We start from the raw sequence: 15,483 nt of genomic DNA on the forward strand, positions 1-15,483 counted from the left end.
GGTTGCCGGATCGCTTCCCTGCCCCCGCTCCATGGCCGAATCCGCCCCCCTGCTGCTGCGCGCCGCCCGAGGTGAGCAGGTGGAGCGGCCGCCGGTGTGGATGATGCGCCAGGCCGGCCGCTACATGAAGGTGTACCGCGATCTGCGCGACCGCCACCCCGGCTTCCGCGAGCGCTCGGAGAACCCCGATCTCTCCTACGAGATCTCGATGCAGCCGTTCCGGGCCTTCCAGCCCGATGGCGTGATCCTCTTCTCCGACATCCTCACCCCGCTGCCGGGGATGGGCATCGACTTCGACATCGTCGAGAGCAAGGGCCCGATCATCGAGCCCGCCATCCGCAGCCAGGCCCAGGTGGATGCCCTGCGGCCGCTGAACCCGGCGGAAGCGCTGCCCTTCGTGGGCGAGGTGCTGGGCAGGCTGCGGGCCGACGTCGGCAACGCCGCCGCGGTGCTCGGTTTCGTGGGAGCCCCCTGGACCCTGGCGGCCTACGCCGTGGAGGGCAGGAGCTCCAAGAGCTACGCCGTGATCAAGGCGATGGCGTTTCAGGAGCCGGCCCTGCTGCACCAGCTGCTGGGCCACCTGGCCGATTCAATCGCCACCTACGTGCGTTACCAGATCGACAGCGGCGCCCAGGTGGTGCAGCTGTTCGACTCCTGGGCCGGCCAGCTCAGTCCGATCGACTACGACGTGTTCGCCGCGCCGTACCAGAAGCGGGTGATCGACCAGGTGAAGGCCACCCATCCGGACACGCCGCTGATCCTCTACATCTCCGGCAGCGCCGGCGTGCTCGAGCGCATGGCCCGCACGGGAATCGACTTCATCTCCCTCGACTGGACGGTCGACATGGCCGATGGGTGTGCGCGGCTGCCCCAGCACCTCGGCGTGCAGGGCAACGTCGACCCCGGCCTGTTGTTCGGCACCCCGGAGGCGATCCGTGAGCGCATCCTCGACACCGTGCGCAAGGCGCGCGGCCGCCGCCACATCCTCAACCTGGGGCACGGCATCCTGCCCGGCACCCCGGAGGAGAATGCACGGGTGTTCTTCGAAACCGGCAAGGCCGTGAACGAGCTGCTCGGAGCCGCCGTTTGAGCGTGGCCCCGGCAGCGCCGCCGGAGGCTGTCGCCCGGCCGCAGCGGATCCTGATCACCGGCGCCAGCGGCTGTGTGGGCCAGTACATCGGCGCCCTCCTCCACCGGGAGACGGATGCCCAGCTGCTGCTGCTGCTGCGCGATCCAGCCAAGCTCACGGCCCTGCCGCCGGACGATCCCCGCATCACCCTCCTGGTGGCCGACCTGCGCCAGCTGGGGAGCCCTGAGGTGGCGGAGGTGAACGCCGCCATCGCCACAGCCACCCGGGTGATCCACACCGCCACGGCCTGGGGCGATCCGGAGCGGGCGCAGCGCGTGAACGTGGATGCGGTGAAGACCCTGCTGGCCCTCACCGATCCGGCGCGACTGGAGCAGGTGATCTACTTCTCCACCGCCTCGGTGCTGGATCGCCGGCTGCAGCTCCTGCCGGAGGCCAGCCGCTACGGCACCGAATACATCCAGACCAAGGCCCTGTGCCTGCAGCAGCTGGAGCGCCACCCCCTGGCCCCGCGCATCGTGGCGGTGTTCCCCACCCTGGTGTTCGGCGGCAGGGTGGACGGCAGTGGCCCTTACCCCACCAGCTACCTCACCGCGGGCCTGGGCGAGGCGGCCCGCTGGCTGTGGCTGGCCCGCTGGCTGCGGGCCGAGGCCTCCTTCCACTTCATCCACGCCGCCGACATTGCCCGGGTGTGCCAGGTGCTGGTCACGGCGCCCCATCGGCCCAACCCGGAGGAGGGACAGGGGGCTCTGCGGCGGTTGGTGCTGGGCCAGCCACCGGTGAGCGTGAACGCCACGGTGCGCCAGCTCTGCCGCTGGCGCGGGGTCTGGTGGCCGCCGTTCGGTCTGGATCTGCGCGGCTGGCTGGTGGAGGGCCTGATCCGCCTGCTGCGGATCGAGCTGAACGCCTGGGACCGCTTCTCGATCCGCCAGCGCCACTTCGTGCATGAGCCGGTGAGTCCGCCTGAGCGCTTCGGCGGCGTGAGCCACGCCCCCACGCTGGAGACCGTGTTCGCCGACGCCGGCCTGCCGCGCCGGGGGCGCCTGCCGGCCCAGTCGCGCCCATGAACCGTGCCCTGGCCTGGTTGTGCCGAGGCGTGCTGATGCTCACGCTGCTGCTCACAGCGGCCGCGGGCCCCGCCGCCGCCGCCACCCACCGGCTGCAGCTGGGAACGGCGGAGGGCCTGCTCGCCTTCGAACCCAGCACCCTGCGCATCGAGGCCGGCGATGTGGTGACCTTCGAGGTGCACGGCCTGGGACCCCACAACCTGATCGTGGCCGGCCATCCGGAATGGAGCCACGAGGGCCTGGTGTTCGAGGAGGGGGGCCAGTGGCAGCGACGCTTCGATGCGGCGGGGCGGTACCCGTTCTGGTGCGAGCCCCATCGCTTCGCGGGGATGGAGGGGCTGCTGATCGTGGAGGAGCCGGCGGCCGCGCAGGGCTGAGCCATGTCAAAAATGTTGCGAAGCTCCGCCTCCTCCGGCACAACAGCGCCTGCGGCCCCTAAGTTTTTGCGGTAGCCCGTGCCTGAAGCGCCTCTCCATGCGCCGTCTTTTCTCCCTGATCGCTCTCTGCCTGGCGTTGGTGCTGGGTGCCGCTCCCAGCTATGCGGCCGATGTGGCCCATGGCGGCCAGCTCTTCTCCGCCAACTGCGCCGCCTGCCACATGGGCGGTGGCAACGTGGTGAACGCGGAACGCACCCTCAAGCAGGATGCCCTGGAGGCCTACCTGGCCAACTACAGCAGCGACCACGAAGCCGCCATCGCCTACCAGGTGACCAACGGCAAGAACGCCATGCCGGCCTTCGGCGGCAAGCTCAGCGAAGGCGACATCGCCGACGTGGCGGCCTACGTGGAAGACATGGCCTCCAAGGGCTGGGCCTGATCGGCTTTCAGCCTTCCCGCTGCAGCCTGAGCCCGCTTCATTCAGCTCCCAACCCCGGCCTTCCGGGGTTTTTTCATGGCCCACGGCCAGCGTAGGGGCCGTGAGCGCAGCGTGAGCCCTCCTGCTGAAGGGGTCACTGGCCCCATGAAGATCAGTGTGTGAACCCTGTCAGCAACCCCTGACTGAACTAGCAAGGAAACAGTCGTGACAGGTTGACCGTGGCCGTCTCTACGTTTTCCAATCTCAACCCGGTGGCCATCCCAGGCACGGGGACATCCGGAGTTGGCTCCCCTTACCCATCACTGATCAGCGTGGGGGGGCTGCCGGGGGGCGTCACCCGGGTGAGCGTGACCCTCAGGAATCTGAGCCACACCTGGCCAGATGATGTCGACGTGCTGTTGGTGGCCCCCGATGGGACCACCCGTTCCCTGGTGATGTCGGACGCGGGCGGTGGCAATGTGCTCAGCTCCGTCAATCTGAGCTTTGACGACAATGCCCCCGCCCCCCTACCGGACTCCACTCAGATCGTCAGCGGCCTCTACAAGCCCTCCGACTACCAATCTGGTGACTCCTTCCCAGCCCCGGCACCGGCCGGCCCCCACACGGCCGACTTCAGGACCTTCCGGGGCATCAATCCCAACGGCACCTGGCGCCTGTACATCAATGACGATTTCAATCCGGATAGCGGCAACCTGGCGCAGGGCTGGGAGCTGCGCCTCTTCCATGGCGCCAACCCCGTGTTCGGCGATGACGGCGACAACCTGATCAGGCTGAAAAAATCCGTCAATACCTACGCCGGAGGCCTGGGGAGCGATACCTACAAGTTAGGACGCAAAGCTGTCCGATCGTCCTGGCTCAAGAAATACGATCACTTCACGGATTTTGACACTGACAACGACCGGATCAACTATCCCTTTGGTCGCCCCCGTGGAATCGGCAAAGACTTTGGCACCCTTTCCTCGCTGAGCGCCAAGGCGCTGAACAAGAAGTTCACTCGGAAGAATTTGAAGAGCAAAGCCTGGGGAACATTCAAGGTTGGAGCAGGTGGCGTGAACGAACGCACATTCTTGGTGATGAATGACCGCATTCCGGACTTTCAACTCAAAAGGGATTTCCTGATTGAAATCACCGGCCATTTCGGCAGCACCCCCCTCTCCAGCCTCAATGTGATCTGACCATCCCTGCCCGTCGATCACGCCGCTCTCACGGCAGATCCGGGGGGCCACCCTGGCGGCGGACCTCCAGCACGGCCAGATAGAGCTCCTCCGGCACCTCCCGGATGTCGTATTCACTGGGGAGCACGCCATGCACGTGGCGGTGCACCGCCATCCAGCAGTTGCGCTCCAGGTCGCGGGCCGTGGCGTCGAACTCGCGGGAAGCTTCCGCCAGCTCGGCGATCAGGGCCTGGGGGTAAGGGCTGGTCATCAAGGGGGCTGGGCAGCGCCGAACACCACTGGGGCTGAAGGTAGATCACAGTGGCTGGGTACCGAGGCTGAACGTGACCCGATTCGCGCAGAACCAACGCGCGCTGACCCGAGCCGGCCTGGACCGATCCATGGGATTCAGCGTGCTGGCGGTTGCCGCCTGCCTGCAGCTCAGCGGCGTCGCCAGTGCCCAGACGCTGATCACGGGGGGCTGTCCGCTGCTGGTGCCAGCCAGCCAGCGCGACCTGCAGCCCAAGCGCCTGCCCCCCGAGCAGGTGGCCGGGAAGAACAGGCGGGGATGCCTTTCACCCTTCGATGCGGTGTACGGCCCGGACGGCTGCCCCCAGCGGCTGTGTGGCCCGGAGGCGGGGGTGATTCAGCTGCCGCTGCCGTAGGCCACCTGGCACACCGCGTTGAGCAACTGGGCCTGCTGCACCGAAGCCGGCACCTGGCCATTGAGCAGGCCCTGCTGGCAGTTGGCTGCCCCCATGAGCTCAGCGCTGCCGTCGAGGGAATAGTTGAAGCTCACCCCGGCGCTGCCCACGCTCTCGACCGAGCCGTAGTTGAGCTGGATGGCCGTGTCGGGCACCAGGATCATGGTGGACTGCTGCTCGGCCGCCGCATTCACCAGGGAGCCGATGGCGGCGCCGGTGGCCAGACCCGCCACGCCCCAGGCCGCCGCACTGGGCCCCCACCAGCCCCAGCCGCCCCAGCCGCCATACCAGCCGTGGTTCCAGGGGCGGTGGTTCCAGTAGCCGCCACCGCGCCAGGCGTCGTTCCAGCCGTGCAGATCCCGGTTGTAGAAGTTGTTGTTGATGGTCACCCGGTTGACGTTGACCCGATCGACATCCACGCCAGGGCGGGCGCCCGGGCCATAGAGGGGATGTTCGCCGCGGTAGCCGCCGCGCCAGGCGTCACCGCCATCCCCGGAAAAGCGATAGCCGCCCCCGCCGCGAAAATCACCCCCGCGGAATCCGCCGCCGCCGAAGCCGCGGGCCTGGGCAGGGGAAGCCAGCAGGGGCAGGGAGGCCACGAGACAGCCCAGCAGAAAGGCCTGGCAACGCATGACGGCGGACCGGAAGTTCACGAAAAGTCTGCTCAATCCCGGCGCCGTGCGCCGTTCCTGAAGAGCTGCAACGGGGATCCGCCCCGGCCGCTTCGGTCTTCCCACCCTGGGGGAGGAGCCCCGTACCCATCGGTACGGCTGGCACGGGTTTCAGGCCCGTTCAGGCTCCATAGGTTGATCACAAAGCACCTGACTCCGGGAGGTCGTTTCATGCATCCCACCGCTGAACTGTTCACCGAAAAAGCCTGGGGCGCCGTGGTGGCCGCCCAGCAGCTGGCCGTGCAGAAGCGCCAGCAGCAGATGGAGAGCGAGCACCTGCTGGCCGCCCTGCTGGCCCAGGAAGGCCTGGCCGGCCGCATCCTCGAGAAGGCCGGCGTGGATGTGGGTGGCCTGAGCCAGAAGGTGGACGCCTACATCGCCGCGCAGCCCAGCCTCAGCGCCGCGCCGGACAACGTGTACCTGGGCAAGGGTCTCAACGGTGTGCTGGACCAGGCCGACCAGCTCAAGCAGAGCTACGGCGACAGCTACATCGCCGTGGAGCATCTGCTGCTGGCCCTGGCCATCGATGATCGCTGCGGCAAGCAGCTGCTCTCCCAGGCCGGCACCAATGCCGACAAACTGAAGGACGCCGTTCAGGCCGTGCGGGGCAGCCAGACCGTGACCGATCAGAACCCGGAAGGCACCTACGAGTCGCTCGAGAAATACGGCCGCGACCTCACCGCCGCCGCCCGCGACGGCAAGCTGGATCCGGTGATCGGCCGCGATGAGGAGATCCGCCGCACCATCCAGATCCTCAGCCGCCGCACCAAGAACAACCCGGTGCTGATCGGCGAGCCGGGCGTGGGCAAGACCGCCATCGTGGAGGGCCTGGCCCAGCGGATCGTCAACGGCGACGTGCCCCAGGCCCTGCAGAACCGCCAGCTGATCGCCCTCGACATGGGCGCCCTGATCGCCGGCGCCAAGTACCGCGGTGAGTTCGAGGAGCGGCTCAAGGCCGTGCTCAAGGAGGTGACCTCCTCCGACGGGCAGATCGTGCTGTTCATCGACGAGATCCACACCGTGGTGGGGGCCGGCGCCACCGGCGGCGCCATGGACGCCAGCAACCTGCTCAAGCCGATGCTGGCCCGCGGCGAGCTGCGCTGCATCGGCGCCACCACCCTCGATGAGCACCGTCAGCACATCGAGAAGGACCCGGCCCTCGAGCGCCGCTTCCAGCAGGTGTTCGTGGATCAGCCCACCGTGGAGGACACCATCTCGATCCTGCGGGGCCTCAAGGAGCGCTACGAGGTGCACCACGGCGTGCGCATCGCCGACAACGCCCTGGTGGCCGCCGCGGTGCTCTCCAGCCGCTACATCGCCGACCGCTTCCTGCCGGACAAGGCGATCGATCTGGTGGATGAGTCGGCCGCCCGGCTGAAGATGGAGATCACCTCCAAGCCCGAGGAGATCGACGAACTCGACCGCCGCATCCTGCAGCTGGAGATGGAGAAGCTCTCGCTGGGGCGCGAATCCGATGCCGCCAGCAAGGACCGGCTGGATCGGCTGGAGCGGGAGCTGGCGGAGCTGCGCGAGCAGCAGAGCACCCTCAACGCCCAGTGGCAGGCGGAGAAGGGCTCGATCGATGCTCTCAGCGCCCTCAAGGAGGAGATCGAGCAGGTGCAGCTGCAGGTGGAGCAGGCCAAGCGCCAGTACGACCTGAACAAGGCCGCCGAGCTGGAGTACGGCACCCTGGCGGAATTGCACAAGCGGCTGGCCGCCAAGGAGGCCGAACTCAGCGGCGGCCACGGCAGCGGCGAGAAGACGCTGCTGCGCGAGGAGGTCACCGAGGACGACATCGCCGAGGTGATCGCCAAGTGGACCGGCATCCCGGTGAGCAAGCTGGTGCAGAGCGAGATGGAGAAACTGCTCCATCTGGAGGGGGAACTCCACACCCGCGTGATCGGCCAGGAGCAGGCCGTGACGGCCGTGGCCGATGCCATCCAGCGCTCCCGCGCCGGCCTGAGCGACCCGAACCGGCCGATCGCCAGCTTCCTGTTCCTGGGCCCCACCGGCGTGGGCAAGACGGAACTCTCCAAGGCCCTCGCCGCCCAGCTCTTCGATGCCGAGGAGGCGATGGTGCGCATCGACATGAGCGAATACATGGAGAAGCACGCCGTGAGCCGCCTGATCGGAGCCCCTCCGGGCTACGTGGGCTACGAGGAGGGCGGCCAGCTCACCGAAGCGGTGCGGCGCCGGCCCTATGCGGTGATCCTGTTCGATGAGGTGGAGAAGGCCCACCCCGATGTGTTCAACGTGATGCTGCAGATCCTCGATGACGGCCGCGTCACCGATGGCCAGGGCCGCACGGTGGACTTCACCAACACCGTGCTGATCCTCACCAGCAACATCGGCAGCAGCTCGATCCTCGATCTGGCCGGCGATCCGGCCCGCCACAGCGAAATGGAGAAACGGGTGAACGACGCCCTGCGGGCCCACTTCCGGCCCGAATTCCTCAACCGGCTCGATGAAACGATCATCTTCCACAGCCTCAAGCAGGAAGAACTGCGCGAGATCGTGGAGCTGCAGGTGAAGCGCCTCGAGCGGCGCCTGGAAGACCGGAAGCTGGGTCTGGCGCTCAACGCCGATGCCCTCGACTGGCTGGCCGGTGTGGGCTACGACCCGGTGTACGGCGCCCGGCCGCTGAAGCGGGCCATCCAGCGGGAGCTGGAGACCCCGATCGCCAAGGGAATCCTGGCCGGCCAGTTCACGCCGGGCCACACCATCGCGGTGGATGTGGTGGAGGCGGCCAACGGCGTGGGTAGCGCCCAGGGCAGCGCTGGCGTGGCCGGACGGCTCCGCTTCCAGCAGAGCGATCCCGCCCAGCTGCCGGTGCTGGTCTGAAGCGGCGGCGGCGGCGAGGCTGCCGCCCCAGGGGCTCAGGCCGCCAGCGCCGCGGCCAGGGCCCCATCGCTGTGCCAGCTGGAGATGCCGTCGCGGATCGGCTCGATCCCCAGCTCGGCCCGCAGCTCCTCGAGGTTCTGCTCCATGCGCTCCTCCCACCGCACGGGGAACAGGGGCTGGGCCGCCAGGCCCATCTCCAGTCCCTGGCTGATCATGCGGAACACGTAGGCCGTGGTGCGGGCCTGCTCCTGCTCACTCTCCAGATCAGCGATCGGTGTGTCGGTGCGGAACCAGGACATCAGCAATCCGATCAGATCGGTGAAGGCCAGCCCGGGGTGGGAGTACTGGGCCACGCTGAGACTGATCACCCCGAGTTCGCCGAAGTTATCGAGGCTGAAGCCCGTGAGGATGTGGTGGATGTCGTGGGTGGCAAACACCCGGTAGTTGATGTAGTCGGCGTCGGTGTCGAGGTTGTTGAAGAACTCCGGCTTGGGGAAGAAGTTGATGTCGTAGCCGAGGGTGGCCATCACCGTGCCGTAGGTGTGGCCCAGGCTCCCCTTCGGCATCGCCTGCAGGGCCGCCAGGTCGTAGGGGCCGCAGGGCCGGCGCTCCTCCACCCAGGCCCAGCTGGCCGGATCCCGCTGGAGGCGCGTGCGGCACAGCTGCATGGGTCGGGTCTCGCGCAGCCGGTGGGAGAGGGCGAACACGTTGTGGGCCGACTGGGCCGCGCCCAGGGCCAGATCGGCCAGGTCCAGAAACTGCTGAATCGCTTCAGGGCTGGCCACCCGGTCGAGGTAACGGAAACTCATCCGAGGGGGGCAAACCGCCAAGGTAGGCAGGGATGGGGGGGCCGGCCGCCGGCCGTTCAGCCCTCTGCGAGCTGCTCAAGCACCCCGGCCCGCATCGGCGTTACGCCCAGCGCCAGCAGGCGCTGGTTGCCGATCCGCCGGTTGGGCAGGCTGGCCCCGGCGGAGGGGGGAGAGGGGCTCTGGGGGAGCGGGTCGTCGGCGCCCCAGGTCACCGGAGCCAGAGCACGGACAGCGCAGGCCCGCTCGACCAGTTGCCGCAGGGTCGCCGGCCGGCCATCCACCACATTGAGCAGGCCACTGAACCCCTGCTCCACCACCGCATCGATCGCCGCCACGGCGTCCTGCTGGTGGATCCAGTTGCTCCAGAGGATGCCATCGCCTGGCCTCTGGCTGCCGGCCAGCCTGGCCAGCCGGGGGCCCAGCTCACGCCCAGGACCGTGCAGGGCCCCAAGCCGCAGCACGGCCACCGCCGGGGCCGGCATCCCGGCCCCGCGGGGGGCTGTGGCCCGCTGCAGCAGCGCCTCGGCCTGCAGCAGCACCGTGGCATGCCCATCCCGTGGCTGGGGGGGCGTGGTTTCATCGATCCAGCCACCGGCGGCATCGCCATACACGCCACAGCTGCTCGTGTACACGATCTGCCGCAGCTGGGGCAGCTCCGGCAGCACCTCCAGCAGGGAGCGGCAGGTGGACAGGTAGGTGGAGGCGTAGGCATCGGCATCCACCTGGCGATCGCCCCGGGGCGCCAGCGTCAGCACCACCACCTCGGCCTGCGCCAGGGCCCGGGCCATCGCGGAGCGGTCGTTGCCCTGCACGAGTGCAGCCTCAGCCCCGAGCGCCTCCAGCTCCGGCAGCCGCTCCGGGGTGGTCGTGGTGAGCACCAGGGCATGGCGCCCCCGCCAGTGGCGGGCCAGGGCCAGGCCAAGCCAGCCGCAGCCGATGATGGTGATGCGCAAGGTGCTGGGGGGTGCCGTTCCGACCCTAGGGAGCTGGAGCCCGAGACCCACGGCCCCAGCCCCCAGACCCACAGCCCCGGCCCCCCACCGAGCCCAGCATCGGGTCCACCGTTGGGCCCAGGATTGGCCCACCACCAGGGAGCGAACCCATGACCGGAGCGGAACGGCAGTGGCAGCTCAACCGGCAGAACTTCGAGGGGCGCTGGCAGGGCCCCACCCGCTGGTATGGACGCAACGCGCAGGGGGTGCTGGATCTGGAAAGGCCCGAGCTGGAACTGCCCCACAGCACCTACACGATCCGCTTCGACAGCCCCTCCAGCGGCAGCTGGCACGGGGTGGGCCTGCGCTTCGCACCGGGCGGAGAGCGGCTCCTGCCGCTGAGCGCCTCCACCTACAACCAGGGCGGCAGCTGCTGGCAGTTCCCTGCGGCCGGAGGTCAGTCGAGCCTGGTGGTGCCACCCCAGGCGGCAGGCGAGGCCGCGGGGGCCCGCTTCGGTCACGAGATCAACCTGTTCCAGGGGCGCTCCCGCACGATGCTGGTGGCCCTCTGGTTGCCCCAGCCCCAGGCTCCGGCCGGAGCCCGCCCCTGGCGTCTCGACCAGCTGGCGGTCACGCCCTTCCGCTGCAGCCTGGCGGCGATGGATCCGGCACGGCCAGCCGTGGAGCAGCCCCTGCAGCAACTGGAGCAGCTGCAGGGCTGGGCCGGTGAGCTGGAGCGGCTGGAGCCTGGGCGCTGGCCGGAGCGGGACCAGCCTGGCCAGGCCTGCACACCCTTCGATCCGGCCGACTTCGCCAGCCAGACGCTCACGGCAGGGTTCGCCGACGGCCTCATCGTGAGCCTGCCGGAGTGGCTGCCGCAGGGTGCGTTCCGGCTGGAGGTGGGCTGCCTGCTCGGCCCGCAGCAGTTCAGGCGGATCAGCGTGCTGTTCGATGCCACCGGCCAGTTGGAGGCCTGGGAGCGGCGGACCTACCGGTGCGCATCGGCTTCGTCGTGACGCTCACGGATCCCGCCTGGCTGGCTGGGCGGTCGGAGTGGATGGGGTCGCACCTCGGACCGCAGCGGCCTCACACCGCATTGGCCACGGAACAACCTGCGGGGGCAGACCATCTAGGAAGCGAGGGCATCGATCCGCCGCGCCAGCTCCAGATCCAGGTCGGACAGCCCACCGGTGTCGTGGGTGGTGAGGGTCACCACCACCCGGTTCCACACATTGCTCCACTCGGGATGGTGGCCCATGGCTTCCGCCACCAAAGCCACCTGGGTCATGAACCCGAAGGCGGCCACGAAGTCCGTGAAGCGCAGCTCGCGGCGCAGCTTGCCCTCCACCAGCTGCCAGTCCGGCAGGGCACTGGGGAGGTCGGCGATCTGCTCGCCTGTGAGGGGAACGGCAGCCATGGAAACCAGCGGGAACAGCTGGGGTCATGCTGGCGCAGCCCTCAGGCCGTGGGGCCGAACAGGATGGGCCTGTGGGTGGGTCGGGCGTCCTGCCTTGTGCTCCAGTTCACCGTGCAGGTGACGCTGCGCTCCCCTGCCACTCCCTGGCGCCAGTAGTGCATCCGGGTGACGATCGAACCGGCCGGTCGCAGTTTCTGGGCACGGTTGCAGGCATCCACCTCGGAGATGAAGGAGGTGGAGGTCTCGCTGCCGGTGCGGGCCTCAGGTCCGCTTTCGGTGCCGGGAGCCTGCCCGTCCACAGGGGCCTGCGCCGCTGGGGAGCCCTCCTGGGCCATCAGAGGCAGGGCGGGCAGAGCGGCGCCAACGAGAGCGGCCAGGCCGGCAGCAAGGAACGGACGGGACAGGCGGACCATCAGCAGCAGCCAGCGGATGGGAGCAAGCTAGGGCTGGGTGGACGCTTTGCCCGCGGCCGGCCGTCAACCGCCAGCCTCACCGATCAGGTGCAGGCGGATTCGGCGCCGCTGCCCGGCCCTGCGGTGTTCCCACAGGTAGATCGCCTGCCAGGTGCCGAGCACCAGCCTGCCGGCCTGGAACGAGAGGGTGAGGCTGGTGGCGGTGAGGGCCGTGCGGATGTGGGACGGCATGTCGTCGGGGCCCTCATCGTTGTGGCGGTAGGGGTGCCAGGTGCCCTCACCGCCGAGGGGGCTGACGCCATGGTGGGGCACCAGGGCCCGCATGTAGGTGGTGAGGTCCTGCAGCACCCGCGGATCGGCGTTCTCATTCACGGTGAGCGAGCAGCTGGTGTGGAGGGCGAACACCAGGCAAAGCCCCGTGTCCAGGCCGCTCTCGGCAATGGTCCGCTCCACTGCCGCTGTGATGTCGGTGAAACCTTCGCCAGCGGTCTCGATGGACAGGGTGGACAGGGACTGACGCATGCTTCCAGAGCGGAACCGGGGAGGAGTGGCACCATTCGCGGAGTGGCACCCATCTCCGCATCTCCAGCCTGAACCAGGGGGGCGGGGGATGCTGCGGGTTCCATCACCGCCGCAGGGCCGCAGGGCTGGACTGGCTTCAGCTCCGCGCTGCGGCAGCCGTGGTGCCCCCGGCAGGATCGAGCGCTTCCCAGATCCGGCGATAGGCGGCGCTCTGCTCGGCACTCCAGGCCTTCGAGGCCGGATGGCGTGCCGCCACCAGACGCGCCAGCTCCTCACTGGTGGGGGGGAGGGAGGTCAGACCGAGAAGCTGGAGGGCTTGGGTGAGATCCATCGAGGGATCCATACCGGTCATCGCTCCGTGGAAACCTCCATCATCCCGGTTCCCGCTCGCGCGGCAAGGTGCCTGCCACTGCCACCGTGGAGATCCCCACCCCCTGCTGCAGGGATCCCGTCCGGGCCGATAGCCTGGAACTGCAGCGTGGTGGCCTCTGCCGTGAACAAGCTTGCCGGGCCGTTGCGCCGAGCCTTGATCTATGGAGTGATCAGCTATTCCGGGCTTGTTCTGATCAACAACGCAGAGCTCAACCTGCCCAACATGTGGATTGCCTACCTGCCGATGTTCATCGGTGTGTACGTGCTCACCCTCTGGCTGGACAGGAAGGTGGGAGGTTGAGGTTTGCGGAACCAGCCCACCCGGCACGACCGTCCATCGCCGGACCGGTTTGTTCTTAGCATCACATCACCGCCCCCGCCCTGAATGCGCCCACCGCGCCCCCTGCTCCCCCTCCTGGCCGCCCTGCCGACGCTGGTCACGCTCGCCACGCCGGCCCTCGCCCAGCGCGAGGTGAAGAAGCTGGACTGGATGTGCCCCCTGGGATACGTGGATCTGCTCAACGGCCGATGCAGCACCCTCGGATTGATGCAGTACGAGGTGCGGCCCACCCACGGCAAACCCTGCCCCTCGGGCTGGATGAACGTGGGCGGCAAATACTGCCGACGCAAGTGAATGCCTAGCCCCACCAGTTCGCCGGCGGCCGCCGCACTTGAGATCCTCTACGACGGAGGCTGCCCGCTCTGCCTGCGGGAGGTGCGGCTGCTGCGCCACCGAGACCGCCAGCGTCACGGCGCCCAGCCTGTGCTGGCCTTTGTGGATGTCGACGCGGCCGGATACGACCCCCGCGAGCACGGGGGCATCACCTACCGGCAGGCGATGGAGCGCATCCATGCCATCAGCGCCGATGGGGCTGTGCTCACCGATGTGGAGGTGTTCCGCCGGGCCTATGCCCTGGTGGGTCTGGGATGGCTCTATGCCCCGAGCCGCTGGCCGCTGCTGCGGCCCCTGGTGGATGGGGTGTACCGCCTCTGGGCGGCCTGGCGGCTGCGGCTCACCGGCCGCCCCCCCCTGGATCAGCTCTGCCAGGGCCGTTGTGCCCTGAAACCACAGCCGCAAGCACAGCCGCAGCCGCAGGATGCGGCGGTGCCAGGCCGGTGAAGCGCGAAGCGGCCGAACCGGACCTGATCGTGGTGGGGAGCGGTCTTGGCGGACTCTGTGCCGCCGCCATCGCCGCCCGCCACGGCCTGGAGGTCCTGGTGCTGGAAGCCCACACCCAGGCGGGAGGTGCCGCCCACGGCTTCGAGCGCGGCGGCTTCCGCTTCGAATCGGGACCTTCCCTCTGGTCAGGACTCGGGAGCTGGCCGAGCAGCAATCCCCTCGCCCAGGTGCTGCGGGCGGTGGGGGAATCGGTGCCCGTGCACCCCTACAGGGAGTGGGGCCTGCTGCTGCCGGAGGGAGACCTGCGGGTGGGGGTGGGGCTCGAGCCGTTCCTCGCCCTGGTGCGGCAGCTGCGCGGCGATGCCGCCGCCGGCGAATGGGCCGCCTTCATGGAGTGGCTGCAGCCGCTCTGCCGTGCGGCGCGGCGCCTGCCGCTGCTGGCCCTGCGGCCGGGGCTGGGAGCCGCCACCACCCTGGCGGCGAGCGGCGGGCTCGGACTGCTCGGCCAGGCCGGCCAGCTGGCGGCGCTGGGGGGAGCCTTCGGTCCCATGGCCCGCCGGCGGCTGCAGGACCCCTTCCTGCTGCAGTGGGTCGATCTGCTCTGCTTCCTGATCTCCGGGTTGCCGATGGACCGCACCAGCGCCGCCGCCATGGCAACGCTGTTCGGCGAGTGGTTCGAACCCCAGGCCTGCCTCGACTACCCGATCGGCGGCAGCGCCGCGGTGGTGGAGGCCCTGCTGCGGGGCCTGCGGCGTCACGGCGGCGCTCTCCGCACCGGGACCCCGGTGACCGAGGTGTGGCTGGAACGGCGCCGGGCCGTGGGCGTGGTGCTGGCTGGCGGCGAGCGGATCCGGGCCCGGCAGGGGGTGATCGCCAATGTGAGCCCCTGGGATCTCCTGGGGCTGCTGCCCGACCAGGCCGTCGCGGGGCGCTGGCGCCGGCGGATGGAGGCCACGCCCGCCTGCCGCAGTTTCCTGCACTGGCATCTGGGGCTGCGGGCCACGCCAGCCATGGCCGATCTGCCCATTCACCACGTGTGGGTGGGCGACTGGCGGCGGGGCATCGACGCCGAGCGCAACATGGCGGTGCTGTCAATGCCGTCGCTGCTCGACGGCAGCCTGGCCCCCACCGGCCACCACGTGCTGCACGGCTACACGCCTGCCAACGAACCCTGGGAGCTGTGGAGGGATCTGGAGCGCGGCAGCCCGGCCTACCGTCAGCTCAAGGCGGAACGCTGCGGGGTGTTCCACACCGTGCTCGACCGGCTGCTTCCGGGTTGGCAGGAGCAGCGGATCCTGGAGCTCCAGGGAACGCCCCTCACCCACCGCCACTACCTGCGGGTGCACCAGGGAAGCTACGGCCCGGCCTGGCCGGCGGACCAGGGGCCGTTTCCGGGGGGGAGCACGCCGTTCGAGGGGCTGGTGCTCTGCGGTGCCGGGGTGTTTCCCGGAATCGGCGTGCCACCGGTGGCGGTGAGCGGCGCGATGGCGGCCCACCGGTTCGTGCCGGCCAGGCAGCAGCGGCGCCTGCTGGAGGAGCTGGAACTGGCGGCCTGATC

At 69.3% G+C, this 15,483-nt stretch carries 20 protein-coding genes; 12 read left to right on the top strand and 8 right to left on the bottom strand.

Annotated features, from left to right (window positions below):
- The first annotated feature begins 31 nt into the window (after positions 1–31).
- The 5 genes from hemE to CBM981_RS03510 all read left to right on the top strand — a co-directional run bounded on the left by hemE (position 32) and on the right by CBM981_RS03510 (position 4,145).
- Positions 32–1,090, top strand: coding sequence for a uroporphyrinogen decarboxylase (gene hemE, locus CBM981_RS03490; RefSeq protein WP_087067279.1), 1,059 nt, complete (start codon positions 32–34; stop codon positions 1,088–1,090).
- On the top strand, positions 1,087–2,154 hold the full coding sequence (locus tag CBM981_RS03495; RefSeq protein ID WP_087067280.1) for an NAD(P)-dependent oxidoreductase: 1,068 nt from the start codon (positions 1,087–1,089) through the stop codon (positions 2,152–2,154). Before hemE ends, CBM981_RS03495 begins: the two co-directional genes overlap by 4 nt.
- Positions 2,151–2,531, top strand: coding sequence for a plastocyanin/azurin family copper-binding protein (locus CBM981_RS03500; protein ID WP_087067281.1), 381 nt, complete (start codon positions 2,151–2,153; stop codon positions 2,529–2,531). The genes CBM981_RS03495 and CBM981_RS03500 overlap by 4 nt, the downstream gene beginning before the upstream one ends.
- Positions 2,532–2,628: 97 nt before the next feature.
- Positions 2,629–2,970 (top strand): c-type cytochrome, encoded by a 342-nt coding sequence (locus CBM981_RS03505; protein ID WP_006910690.1) that lies wholly within the window; start codon positions 2,629–2,631, stop codon positions 2,968–2,970.
- A 218-nt stretch (positions 2,971–3,188) separates the two neighbouring features.
- Positions 3,189–4,145 carry a bluetail domain-containing putative surface protein gene (locus CBM981_RS03510; protein ID WP_304441612.1) on the top strand — a complete coding sequence of 319 codons (957 nt, stop codon included), beginning with the start codon at positions 3,189–3,191 and terminating at the stop codon, positions 4,143–4,145.
- Positions 4,146–4,173: 28 nt separating this feature from the next.
- On the opposite strand, the gene CBM981_RS03515 is transcribed toward CBM981_RS03510, so the two are convergent.
- A complete protein-coding gene (locus CBM981_RS03515) occupies positions 4,174–4,395 on the bottom strand; it encodes a hypothetical protein (protein ID WP_087067283.1) in 222 nt (73 codons plus the stop codon).
- A gap of 130 nt (positions 4,396–4,525) precedes the next feature.
- Between CBM981_RS03515 and CBM981_RS03520 the strand changes: the two genes are divergently transcribed.
- Positions 4,526–4,789: a hypothetical protein gene (locus tag CBM981_RS03520; RefSeq protein ID WP_087067284.1), complete on the top strand. Its 264-nt coding sequence runs from the start codon at positions 4,526–4,528 to the stop codon at positions 4,787–4,789.
- Here the strand turns inward: CBM981_RS03520 and CBM981_RS03525 are convergent.
- On the bottom strand, positions 4,771–5,460 hold the full coding sequence (locus CBM981_RS03525; RefSeq protein WP_087067285.1) for a hypothetical protein: 690 nt from the start codon (positions 5,458–5,460) through the stop codon (positions 4,771–4,773). The two genes, CBM981_RS03520 and CBM981_RS03525, sit on opposite strands and share 19 nt — an antisense overlap.
- A 210-nt stretch (positions 5,461–5,670) precedes the next feature.
- On the opposite strand from CBM981_RS03525, the gene clpB reads away from it, so the two are divergent.
- A complete protein-coding gene (gene clpB, locus CBM981_RS03530; protein WP_087067286.1) occupies positions 5,671–8,340 on the top strand; it encodes an ATP-dependent chaperone ClpB in 2,670 nt (889 codons plus the stop codon).
- Between the two features lie 35 nt (positions 8,341–8,375).
- Here clpB and CBM981_RS03535 read toward each other — a convergent pair whose 3' ends face one another.
- Both CBM981_RS03535 and CBM981_RS03540 read right to left on the bottom strand, forming a co-directional pair.
- On the bottom strand, positions 8,376–9,149 hold the full coding sequence (locus tag CBM981_RS03535; protein WP_087067287.1) for a Coq4 family protein: 774 nt from the start codon (positions 9,147–9,149) through the stop codon (positions 8,376–8,378).
- A gap of 56 nt (positions 9,150–9,205) precedes the next feature.
- Positions 9,206–10,102: an NAD-dependent epimerase/dehydratase family protein gene (locus CBM981_RS03540; RefSeq protein ID WP_225867511.1), complete on the bottom strand. Its 897-nt coding sequence runs from the start codon at positions 10,100–10,102 to the stop codon at positions 9,206–9,208.
- A 149-nt stretch (positions 10,103–10,251) separates the two neighbouring features.
- Between CBM981_RS03540 and CBM981_RS03545 the strand changes: the two genes are divergently transcribed.
- Positions 10,252–11,097 carry a hypothetical protein gene (locus CBM981_RS03545; RefSeq protein ID WP_087067288.1) on the top strand — a complete coding sequence of 282 codons (846 nt, stop codon included), beginning with the start codon at positions 10,252–10,254 and terminating at the stop codon, positions 11,095–11,097.
- Between the two features lie 113 nt (positions 11,098–11,210).
- Here CBM981_RS03545 and CBM981_RS03550 read toward each other — a convergent pair whose 3' ends face one another.
- The 4 genes from CBM981_RS03550 to CBM981_RS03565 form a co-directional block, all read right to left on the bottom strand.
- Positions 11,211–11,498, bottom strand: coding sequence for a 4a-hydroxytetrahydrobiopterin dehydratase (locus CBM981_RS03550; protein WP_087067289.1), 288 nt, complete (start codon positions 11,496–11,498; stop codon positions 11,211–11,213).
- Between the two features lie 41 nt (positions 11,499–11,539).
- Positions 11,540–11,911 carry a hypothetical protein gene (locus tag CBM981_RS03555; RefSeq protein ID WP_087067290.1) on the bottom strand — a complete coding sequence of 124 codons (372 nt, stop codon included), beginning with the start codon at positions 11,909–11,911 and terminating at the stop codon, positions 11,540–11,542.
- 63 nt (positions 11,912–11,974) lie between these two features.
- The gene (locus tag CBM981_RS03560; RefSeq protein ID WP_087067291.1) at positions 11,975–12,433 is read right to left on the bottom strand and encodes a secondary thiamine-phosphate synthase enzyme YjbQ; all 459 of its coding nucleotides are present in this window, start codon (positions 12,431–12,433) and stop codon (positions 11,975–11,977) included.
- Between the two features lie 136 nt (positions 12,434–12,569).
- Positions 12,570–12,764, bottom strand: a complete 195-nt coding sequence (locus CBM981_RS03565) for a hypothetical protein (protein WP_225867512.1) — start codon at positions 12,762–12,764, stop codon at positions 12,570–12,572.
- Positions 12,765–12,914: 150 nt separating this feature from the next.
- Between CBM981_RS03565 and CBM981_RS03570 the strand changes: the two genes are divergently transcribed.
- The 4 genes from CBM981_RS03570 to CBM981_RS03585 all read left to right on the top strand — a co-directional run bounded on the left by CBM981_RS03570 (position 12,915) and on the right by CBM981_RS03585 (position 15,481).
- On the top strand, positions 12,915–13,106 hold the full coding sequence (locus CBM981_RS03570; RefSeq protein WP_369801683.1) for a hypothetical protein: 192 nt from the start codon (positions 12,915–12,917) through the stop codon (positions 13,104–13,106).
- A gap of 84 nt (positions 13,107–13,190) precedes the next feature.
- Positions 13,191–13,439: a hypothetical protein gene (locus CBM981_RS03575; RefSeq protein ID WP_087067293.1), complete on the top strand. Its 249-nt coding sequence runs from the start codon at positions 13,191–13,193 to the stop codon at positions 13,437–13,439.
- On the top strand, positions 13,440–13,925 hold the full coding sequence (locus CBM981_RS03580; RefSeq protein ID WP_087067294.1) for a thiol-disulfide oxidoreductase DCC family protein: 486 nt from the start codon (positions 13,440–13,442) through the stop codon (positions 13,923–13,925).
- Positions 13,922–15,481, top strand: a complete 1,560-nt coding sequence (locus CBM981_RS03585) for an NAD(P)/FAD-dependent oxidoreductase (RefSeq protein ID WP_087067295.1) — start codon at positions 13,922–13,924, stop codon at positions 15,479–15,481. The genes CBM981_RS03580 and CBM981_RS03585 overlap by 4 nt, the downstream gene beginning before the upstream one ends.
- The last annotated feature ends 2 nt before the right edge of the window (positions 15,482–15,483 follow it).

The organism is Cyanobium sp. NIES-981 (assembly GCF_900088535.1).
GTDB lineage: Bacteria > Cyanobacteriota > Cyanobacteriia > PCC-6307 > Cyanobiaceae > NIES-981.

Bases quoted from the DNA above. Each gene is read 5' to 3' on its own strand.
- CBM981_RS03575 (WP_087067293.1), top strand. From the start codon at position 13,191: ATGCGCCCACCGCGCCCCCTGCTCCCCCTCCTGGCCGCCCTGCCGACG.
- CBM981_RS03560 (WP_087067291.1), bottom strand. From the start codon at position 12,433: ATGCGTCAGTCCCTGTCCACCCTGTCCATCGAGACCGCTGGCGAAGGT.
- CBM981_RS03555 (WP_087067290.1), bottom strand. From the start codon at position 11,911: ATGGTCCGCCTGTCCCGTCCGTTCCTTGCTGCCGGCCTGGCCGCTCTC.
- CBM981_RS03535 (WP_087067287.1), bottom strand. From the start codon at position 9,149: ATGAGTTTCCGTTACCTCGACCGGGTGGCCAGCCCTGAAGCGATTCAG.
- CBM981_RS03565 (WP_225867512.1), bottom strand. From the start codon at position 12,764: ATGGATCTCACCCAAGCCCTCCAGCTTCTCGGTCTGACCTCCCTCCCC.
- hemE (WP_087067279.1), top strand. From the start codon at position 32: ATGGCCGAATCCGCCCCCCTGCTGCTGCGCGCCGCCCGAGGTGAGCAG.
- CBM981_RS03520 (WP_087067284.1), top strand. From the start codon at position 4,526: ATGGGATTCAGCGTGCTGGCGGTTGCCGCCTGCCTGCAGCTCAGCGGC.
- CBM981_RS03580 (WP_087067294.1), top strand. From the start codon at position 13,440: ATGCCTAGCCCCACCAGTTCGCCGGCGGCCGCCGCACTTGAGATCCTC.
- CBM981_RS03515 (WP_087067283.1), bottom strand. From the start codon at position 4,395: ATGACCAGCCCTTACCCCCAGGCCCTGATCGCCGAGCTGGCGGAAGCT.
- clpB (WP_087067286.1), top strand. From the start codon at position 5,671: ATGCATCCCACCGCTGAACTGTTCACCGAAAAAGCCTGGGGCGCCGTG.
- CBM981_RS03500 (WP_087067281.1), top strand. From the start codon at position 2,151: ATGAACCGTGCCCTGGCCTGGTTGTGCCGAGGCGTGCTGATGCTCACG.
- CBM981_RS03545 (WP_087067288.1), top strand. From the start codon at position 10,252: ATGACCGGAGCGGAACGGCAGTGGCAGCTCAACCGGCAGAACTTCGAG.
- CBM981_RS03525 (WP_087067285.1), bottom strand. From the start codon at position 5,460: ATGCGTTGCCAGGCCTTTCTGCTGGGCTGTCTCGTGGCCTCCCTGCCC.
- CBM981_RS03550 (WP_087067289.1), bottom strand. From the start codon at position 11,498: ATGGCTGCCGTTCCCCTCACAGGCGAGCAGATCGCCGACCTCCCCAGT.
- CBM981_RS03505 (WP_006910690.1), top strand. From the start codon at position 2,629: ATGCGCCGTCTTTTCTCCCTGATCGCTCTCTGCCTGGCGTTGGTGCTG.